Below are 8022 nucleotides of genomic sequence, written 5' to 3'. Positions count from 1 at the left end.
CGGGAGGACCGCGCGGACAGCATGGAACCACCCGACGCGGCGCACACCCCGTCGGGGGGGGGGGGGGGGGGGGGGCCCCGCCCGCCCCCCCCCCCCCCCCCCCCCCCCCCCCGCGCCCGCCCCCCCCCCCCCCCCCCCCCCCCCCCCCCCCCCCCCCCCCCCCTTCCGTGTCCCGCGTGCCGTTCGTCAGCGCCCGCCGGACGGTGCCGGAAGCCGCGCGCCCGGCTTGTGCAGCGGGATCCCCCTGCCGTCCGTCCCCACTACCTCCCGGCCGCCCAGCGGCCGGTCCAGCGTCACCGTCCGCTCGTGCTCCTCGGCGATCAGGATGCAGACCTTCTCCGGGTGCGGGGTCTCGGTCACCGCGACCTCCACCCGCCCCGCGCTCTCCTTCGCCGTCGCGTCGTAATCGGCGCACACCCCGCCGGTGAAGTGCACGGTCAGCTCGGTGCCCTCGGCCGTGTAGCCGCTCACCCGCACGTCACGCGGCGACGCCGGCGCCGAGGCCGGCCCGTCCGACGGGGCGGGCGCGGCGGAGGAGGAGGTCAGGTACTCCGGGTCGACCGCCGGATACGTCACCGTGAACGCGTCCCCCGCGCCCGGCGCGCGCACCTCGAACAGCCAGGACGGCACCAGCGTCTGCCGCCCCCGCACCGGATGCGCGGCCAGCCCGAACACCGCCCCCTCCACCGTGACCGTCCCGCCGCCGGACGCCCCCGGCGTCTTCCCCGCTCCCGCCGACGGCTCGCACGGCACCCGCCGCGTGCCCTCCTCCAGCGGCACCGGGCCCGTGCAGCCGCCGATGCCCGCCCGGGGGCCGCCGCCCGGCGAGTTCAGCAGCGCCAGCGTCTCCTCCGCGTCCAGCACCGGATACGTTTCCCCCTCGACCGGCGTCTTCACCTGGCCGCTGCCGCCGACCACCTCGCCCTGCGCGCCGACCACCACGCCGGTCGTCCAGCCGTGCGTGGGCAGCCCGCCGACCTCGGGGTCGGCGTTCACGGCCCGCCGGGCGCCCATGACCTGGCTCGCGTCCAGCTTCGCGTCGTCCTGCCCGAGCGCCTCGAGCACCGGCGCCGCCGCCCGCTTCGCGGCCGCCTCGCTCACCGGGCTCCCGCCGGCGGACGGCGCCTTGCACGCCGGGCCCTTCCCGCAGTCGTCGGTGCCGGGCGTGTAGCGCTGGAACGTCCACGTCCCCGGCGCCTGCCGGTTCACCGTGAGGAGCGGGCCCGAGCCGTCCGCGGCGTTGCCCGCCTTCCAGGCCCCGCCCTGCAGCCGCGGCGCCCCGTCGACGCCGAGGGCCTTCGCCAGCCGGGCCACCTCCGCCTCGCCGACCTCGCCCTCCGCCCGGTACACGGGCGCCGATCCGGGCCCCTCGGGCAGCGGTCCGCCGGCGCGGTAGGTGACGCCGTGCGGGTCGGGCTCGCCGGGCGCGACGCCGTTCGCGTCGTCGCCCGTGCCGCCCGGGGACGGGACGGCACGGCCGTCCAGGGCGAGCGGCGGGGGCGTGCCCCGGCCCGGTGCCCCGGAGGTCGTACCGCCGCCCGGAGTGCCGCCGGAGGCGGACGTGGCCAGATAGGCCCCGCCGGTCCCCACGAGCAGCACGGCGGTGGCGACGGAGGCGACGGCGACCGCCCGGGGACGCCGCCGCACGGGACGCGCCGGCCCCGCCTCGCCGGCGGCGGTCGCGTCGTCGTTGTCGGGTCGCTCGGTGTTCACCGCATCGCTCCTTCGGCTGTTGCTGGGGACAGCGATGGGACGCGGTGGGGGAGGATCCGGTTCCCCGCGGCCGGCGCGGGTCGTCCGAACGGCCCGGGGGAGACGGCCGAGGGGAACCGGAAGGTTCCTACTGGTCGCCGTAGTCCGACATCGCCTCCAGCAGCCTGGCCGACGACGGCGGCACGCGCACGCCGTGGATCAGCGACAGGGGCACGGGACCGGCCGGCGCCGCCGCGGGCGGCGACCACCGCGGGGCCATACGGGCGCAGTCGCCGCGCAGCGACGCCAGGTCGCCCTCGAGATCGGCGGGGGCGGGTGCCACGGTCTTCGGATTCGTCATGACGGAACCGTAGGCACGTTCCGGGTCGCGCAGGAAGTTCTACTATCGGGTAGTTTTGCCTGCTTCGGAGTCGGGGCCCCGCCGGGTAGCGTGAACTGTCAATCCGCCTCCCCGCAGGAGAGAGTCCTCGCCGTGCGTATCGCAGTAACCGGCTCCATCGCCACCGATCACCTCATGACCTTCCCCGGCCGCTTCGCCGACCAGCTCGTCGCGGACCAACTGCACACGGTCTCGCTCTCCTTCCTGGTCGACCAGCTCGACGTGCGCCGGGGCGGCGTCGCCGCGAACATCGCCTTCGGCATGGGGCAGCTCGGCACCCGGCCGATCCTGGTCGGCGCGGCCGGCTCGGACTTCGCCGAGTACCGGGCCTGGCTGGAGAGGCACGGCGTCGACACCGAGTCGGTGCGCATCTCCGAGACCCTGCACACCGCCCGCTTCGTCTGCACCACCGACGCCGACCACAACCAGATCGGCTCCTTCTACACGGGCGCGATGAGCGAGGCCCGCCTCATCGAGCTCAAGACCGTCGCCGACCGCGTGGGCGGCCTCGACCTGGTCTCCATCGGCGCCGACGACCCGGAGGCGATGCTCCGCCACACCGAGGAGTGCCGCGCGCGGTCCATCCCCTTCGCCGCCGACTTCTCCCAGCAGATCGCCCGGATGAACGGCGACGAGATCCGGATACTGCTGGACGGGGCGACCTACCTCTTCTCCAACGAGTACGAGAAGGGGCTCATCGAGACCAAGACCGGCTGGAGCGACGAGGAGATCCTCGGCCGCGTCGGCCACCGCGTCACCACCCTCGGCGCGCGCGGCGTGCGCATCGAGCGGGCCGGCGAGGAGACCATCGAGGTCGGCGTCCCCGACGAGGAGCGCAAGGCCGACCCGACGGGCGTCGGCGACGCCTTCCGCGCCGGCTTCCTGTCGGGGCTGGCCTGGGGAGTGTCCCTGGAGCGGGCGGCGCAGGTCGGCTGCATGCTGGCGACCCTCGTCATCGAGACCGTCGGCACGCAGGAGTACCAGCTGCGCCGCGGCCACTTCATGGAGCGCTTCACCAAGGCGTACGGGGACGAGGCGGCCGCCGAGGTCCAGGCGCACCTGGGCTAGAGGGGCACCCCGGGCGGATCAGCCCACCCGGCGGACCAGGTAGGCCGTTCCCCGTTCCGCCGGCTCCTCGCCCAGGTACTCCTGCCCCCGCATCTCGCACCACGCCGGGATGTCCAGGCGGGCGGCCTCGTCGTCGGACAGGACACGGACCGTCCCGCCGACGGGGACGTCGCCGATCACCTTGGCCAGCTCGATCACCGGAATGGGGCAGCGCCGGCCGAGCGCGTCCACCACGAGGCCGTCCCCGAAGCGGGGGGCGGCCTCCGTGCTCACCGGTGCCCCCAGCCTCTCGCGCACCGCCGCCACCGTGCCCGGCAGCACCTCCAGGAACCGCTCCACCTCCCCGGCCGGCGTCCCCGGCGGCAGCGACACGCGGACGTTCCCCTCGCTGAGCACCCCCATCGCCCTCAGCACGTGGCTCGGCGTCAGGGTGCTGCTCGTGCACGACGAGCCGGAGGAGACCGAGAAACCCGCCCGGTCCAGCTCGTGCAGCAGAGTCTCCCCGTCGACATAGAGACACGAGAAGGTGACGGTGCCGGGCAGCCGGCGCACCGGATCGCCGACCACCTCCACGTCCGGCACCGAGGCCGCCACCCGTGTCCGGATCCGCGCCGTCAGCTCCCGCAGCCTGGCCGCCTCCGCGGCAGCCTCGGCCCGCACCGCCCGCAGCGACGCCGCGGCGGCCACGATCGCCGGCAGGTTCTCGAAACCGGGCGCCCGCCCCGACTCCCGCTCGTCCCCGGGACCTTGTGCCGCGAACCGCACCCCCTTGCGCACGACGAGCAGCCCCACCCCCGACGGCCCGCCCCACTTGTGGGCGCTCGCCGCCAGCAGCGACCAGTCGCCCCCGACCGGTCCCCAGGCCAGCGACTGCGCCGCGTCCACCAGCAGCGGCACCCCCGCAGCCCGGCACGCCTCGGCCACCGCCGCCACCGGCTGCTCGGTGCCCACCTCGTGGTTGGCCGACTGGAGACAGGCCAGCGCGGTGTCGTCGCGCAGGGCGTCCGCGTAGGCGTCCGGGTCCACCGCCCCCGTCCGGTCCACGGGCACCTGAGTGACCGTGCCGCCGTCGGCCTCGTGCGCCTCGGCGGCGTGCAGTACGGAGGAGTGTTCGACCGCTGACACGATCAGGTGGGACCCGGTCCGGCGCCGCCCGGCCAGCGCCCCCGCGACCCCCGAATGCACCGCCCGCGTCCCCGAAGGGGTGAACACCAGCTCGTCCGCCCGGCACCCCACCGCCTCGGCCGCCGCCTCCCGGGCCGCGTCGAGCAGCAGCCGCGCCCGGCGCCCTTCCCGGTAGAGCCGCGCGGGGTCGGCCCACCCCTCGTCGAGAGAGGCCAGCAGCGCCTGCCGGGCGACGGGATGCAGGGGAACGGCCGAAGCAGCGTCAAAGTAAGCCACACGGCAACGTTATGACGTCCGGTACGAGAGTGCCCCGAAGGGGCGAGGGGAACTGCGCGAGCAACCGCACCGCACCGCAAGCCGCCGTGCAACCCCGGTTCGCACCCCCCGCAGGCGCCCCGTCCCACCCTTAAAGAGTGACCCCCGGCGCGTATGCCACCCTCCCCGCGACCCCCCGGAGGGCGTCGGCTAGGGTTTGGTCCGCATAAACATCAAACCCCTGCCCGACGCAGGGCGGCGACCGACCAGCGAGAAGGCCGCAGCCGAACAGCGCGGGCGAGACTCTCGGGAAGGCGCTACGTGAGTCCCAACGGCTCCGACCGCTCGCCGCGGCGCCCGATGCGGCGGAAGCTGCTGCAGGCACTGACCGCGGGCCTGGTCCTGGCGACCGCCACCGGTTGCACATACAAGGACTTCCCCCGCCTTGGCATGCCCACCCCGACCACGGAAGAGGCTCCGCGGATCCTCTCCCTGTGGCAGGGGTCCTGGGCTGCCGCGCTCGCCGTCGGCGTGCTGGTGTGGGGCCTGATCCTGTGGAGTGCTTTCTTCCACCGGCGCAGCCGCACCAAGGTCGAAGTTCCTCCGCAGACCAGGTACAACCTGCCCATCGAGGCGCTGTACACCATGGTTCCGCTCGTCATCGTCTCGGTGCTGTTCTACTTCACGGCCCGTGACGAGTCCGAGCTCATGAGCCTGAAGAAGAAGCCCGACGTCACGGTCAACGTGGTCGGCTTCCAGTGGAGCTGGTGCTTCAACCACATCGAGGAGGTCGCCGGTTCCGACGGCGACGCCAAGACATCCAAGGAACTGGCCGCCATCCCGGACCGGTTCAAGGCGGACTTCCCGGCGAACGCCGGCGGTGTCTACGACTGCGGCGTCCCCGGCACCCGGAACCCGCAGACCAACAACCCGGGTCCGACCCTCTGGCTCCCCAAGGGCAAGACGGTCCGCTTCGTCCTGACCTCGCGGGACGTCATCCACTCCTTCTGGGTGGTGCCGTTCCTCATGAAGCAGGACGTCATCCCGGGCCACACCAACGCCTTCGAGGTGACCCCCAACAAGGAGGGCACCTTCCTGGGCAAGTGCGCCGAGCTGTGCGGCGTCGACCACTCCCGGATGCTGTTCAACGTGAAGGTCGTCTCCCCGGAGCGCTATGAGCAGCACCTTCAGGACCTCGCGAAGAAGGGGCAGACCGGTTACGTTCCCGCCGGCATCGCGCAGACGAGCCACGAGAAGAACCGGGAGACGAACAACCTGTGAGCATCCTCAACGAACCCCAGGGTGCCGCGGCAGGGTCCCACTACGCGGACGAGCTGCCGGTCCGGCGCCAGAGGCGTGGCGAAGTGATCGTCAAGTGGCTGACCACCACGGACCACAAGACGATCGGCACGCTGTACCTGGTCACGTCGTTCGCGTTCTTCTGCATCGGCGGTGTGATGGCGCTCGTCATGCGCGCCGAGCTGGCCCGTCCGGGTCTGCAGATCATGTCGAACGAGCAGTTCAACCAGGCGTTCACGATGCACGGCACGATCATGCTGCTGATGTTCGCGACGCCGCTGTTCTCCGGTTTCGCGAACTGGATCATGCCGCTGCAGATCGGCGCGCCGGACGTGGCCTTCCCGCGGCTGAACATGTTCGCCTACTGGCTGTACCTGTTCGGCTCGCTGATCGCGGTGGGCGGCTTCCTCACCCCGCAGGGTGCGGCCGACTTCGGCTGGTTCGCCTACTCGCCGCTGTCCGACGCGGTGCACTCGCCGGGCATCGGCGGTGACCTGTGGATCATGGGTCTGGCCTTCTCCGGCTTCGGCACCATCCTCGGCTCGGTCAACTTCATCACCACGATCATCTGCATGCGCGCGCCGGGCATGACCATGTTCCGCATGCCGATCTTCACCTGGAACGTCCTGCTGACCGGTGTGCTGGTCCTGCTGGCCTTCCCGGTCCTGGCCGCGGCCCTGTTCGCGCTCGAGGCGGACCGCAAGTTCGGTGCGCACATCTTCGACTCGGCCAACGGCGGAGCACTGCTGTGGCAGCACCTCTTCTGGTTCTTCGGACACCCAGAGGTGTACATCATCGCGCTGCCGTTCTTCGGCATCGTCAGTGAGATCATCCCGGTGTTCTCCCGGAAGCCGATCTTCGGCTACTGGGGCCTGGTCGCCGCGACGATCTCGATCGCGGGTCTGTCCGTGACGGTGTGGGCCCACCACATGTACGTCACCGGCGGTGTGCTGCTGCCGTTCTTCTCCTTCATGACCTTCCTGATCGCGGTCCCGACCGGTGTGAAGTTCTTCAACTGGATCGGCACCATGTGGAAGGGGTCGATCAGCTTCGAGACCCCGATGCTCTGGTCCACCGGCTTCCTGATCACCTTCCTCTTCGGTGGTCTGACCGGTGTCATCCTGGCCTCGCCGCCGATGGACTTCCACGTCTCCGACTCGTACTTCGTGGTGGCGCACTTCCACTACGTGGTGTTCGGCACCGTGGTCTTCGCGATGTTCGCCGGCTTCCACTTCTGGTGGCCGAAGTTCACCGGCAAGCTGCTCGACGAGCGCCTGGGCAAGATCACCTTCTGGACGCTGTTCGTCGGCTTCCACGGCACGTTCCTGGTCCAGCACTGGCTGGGCGCCGAGGGCATGCCGCGCCGGTACGCCGACTACCTGGCGGCCGACGGCTTCACCGCCCTGAACACGATCTCGACGATCGCCTCGTTCCTGCTCGGCATGTCGATCCTGCCGTTCTTCTACAACATCTGGAAGACGGCCAAGTACGGCAAGCCGGTCGGCGTGGACGACCCGTGGGGCTACGGCCGCTCCCTGGAGTGGGCGACCTCCTGCCCGCCGCCGCGGCACAACTTCCTCACGCTGCCGCGCGTCCGCAGTGAATCCCCCGCGTTCGACCTGCACCACCCGGAGATCTCCGCGCTCGACCAGCTCGAGAACGTCGGTCACGGTGAGAAGACCCTCGCTGGCGGCAAGGAGGCCGGCAAGTGAAGATCCAGGGCAAGATTTTCCTCTGGCTGAGCCTCTTCATCCTCGCCGTCGCGGTCACGTACGGCGTGTGGGCGAAGGAGCCGGCCGGAGCCACGGCCCTCTTCCTGGCCTTCGGCCTGTGCCTCATGATCGGCTTCTACCTGGCCTTCACGGCCAGGCGGGTCGACGCGGGCGCGCAGGACAACAAGGAAGCGGACGTCGCGGACGACGCGGGCGAGCTCGGGTTCTTCAGCCCGCACAGCTGGCAGCCGCTGTCGCTCGGCATCGGTGCCGCGCTCTCCTTCCTGGCCGTGGCCGTCGGCTGGTGGCTGATGTACTTCTCACTGCCGGTCATCCTGATCGGCCTGTGGGGCTGGGTCTTCGAGTACTACCGCGGTGAGAACCGCACCCAGTAACACGCGTTCGGCGTACAGGGGCCCGGACACTCCGTCAGGAGCGTCCGGGCCCCTTCGTCTGCCGTAGCGGCCCTCA

At 71.8% G+C, this 8022-nt stretch carries 7 protein-coding genes; 4 read left to right on the top strand and 3 right to left on the bottom strand.

What is annotated here, in order from left to right:
* Window positions 1-186 precede the first annotated feature (186 nt).
* Entirely contained in the window at window positions 187-1713 is a 1527-nt protein-coding gene (locus tag ACFYOJ_RS07045) for a hypothetical protein (protein ID WP_356552217.1), read from the bottom strand.
* A gap of 127 nt (window positions 1714-1840) precedes the next feature.
* Entirely contained in the window at window positions 1841-2053 is a 213-nt protein-coding gene (locus ACFYOJ_RS07040) for a hypothetical protein (protein WP_356552215.1), read from the bottom strand.
* Between the two features lie 132 nt (window positions 2054-2185).
* Between ACFYOJ_RS07040 and ACFYOJ_RS07035 the strand changes: the two genes are divergently transcribed.
* Window positions 2186-3160 carry a carbohydrate kinase family protein gene (locus ACFYOJ_RS07035; RefSeq protein ID WP_356552214.1) on the top strand — a complete coding sequence of 325 codons (975 nt, stop codon included), beginning with the start codon at window positions 2186-2188 and terminating at the stop codon, window positions 3158-3160.
* An 18-nt stretch (window positions 3161-3178) separates the two neighbouring features.
* Here ACFYOJ_RS07035 and ACFYOJ_RS07030 read toward each other — a convergent pair whose 3' ends face one another.
* Window positions 3179-4561 carry an aminotransferase class V-fold PLP-dependent enzyme gene (locus tag ACFYOJ_RS07030; RefSeq protein WP_356552212.1) on the bottom strand — a complete coding sequence of 461 codons (1383 nt, stop codon included), beginning with the start codon at window positions 4559-4561 and terminating at the stop codon, window positions 3179-3181.
* Window positions 4562-4861: 300 nt separating this feature from the next.
* Here ACFYOJ_RS07030 and coxB point away from each other — a divergent pair, with 300 nt between their 5' ends.
* Genes coxB through ACFYOJ_RS07015 form a run of 3 tightly spaced genes read left to right on the top strand, consistent with a single transcriptional unit; the run spans window position 4862 to window position 7946 of the window.
* Complete coding sequence (gene coxB / locus ACFYOJ_RS07025) at window positions 4862-5821, top strand: cytochrome c oxidase subunit II (RefSeq protein WP_356552210.1); 960 nt, start codon at window positions 4862-4864, stop codon at window positions 5819-5821.
* The gene (ctaD, locus tag ACFYOJ_RS07020; protein ID WP_356552208.1) at window positions 5818-7551 is read left to right on the top strand and encodes a cytochrome c oxidase subunit I; all 1734 of its coding nucleotides are present in this window, start codon (window positions 5818-5820) and stop codon (window positions 7549-7551) included. Before coxB ends, ctaD begins: the two co-directional genes overlap by 4 nt.
* Window positions 7548-7946 carry a cytochrome c oxidase subunit 4 gene (locus ACFYOJ_RS07015; protein ID WP_356552206.1) on the top strand — a complete coding sequence of 133 codons (399 nt, stop codon included), beginning with the start codon at window positions 7548-7550 and terminating at the stop codon, window positions 7944-7946. Before ctaD ends, ACFYOJ_RS07015 begins: the two co-directional genes overlap by 4 nt.
* Window positions 7947-8022 lie beyond the last annotated feature (76 nt).

It is taken from the genome of Streptomyces sp. NPDC006384, from assembly GCF_042870695.1.
Taxonomy (GTDB): Bacteria; Actinomycetota; Actinomycetes; order Streptomycetales; family Streptomycetaceae; genus Streptomyces.
The sequence above is the reverse complement of the archived record's forward strand: the minus strand, read 5'-3'. Positions and strand labels throughout refer to the sequence as shown.

What these genes read in the sequence shown, in the direction of transcription:
- ACFYOJ_RS07040 (WP_356552215.1), bottom strand. Translation starts at nt 2,053, where the DNA reads ATGACGAATCCGAAGACCGTGGCACCCGCCCCCGCCGATCTCGAGGGC.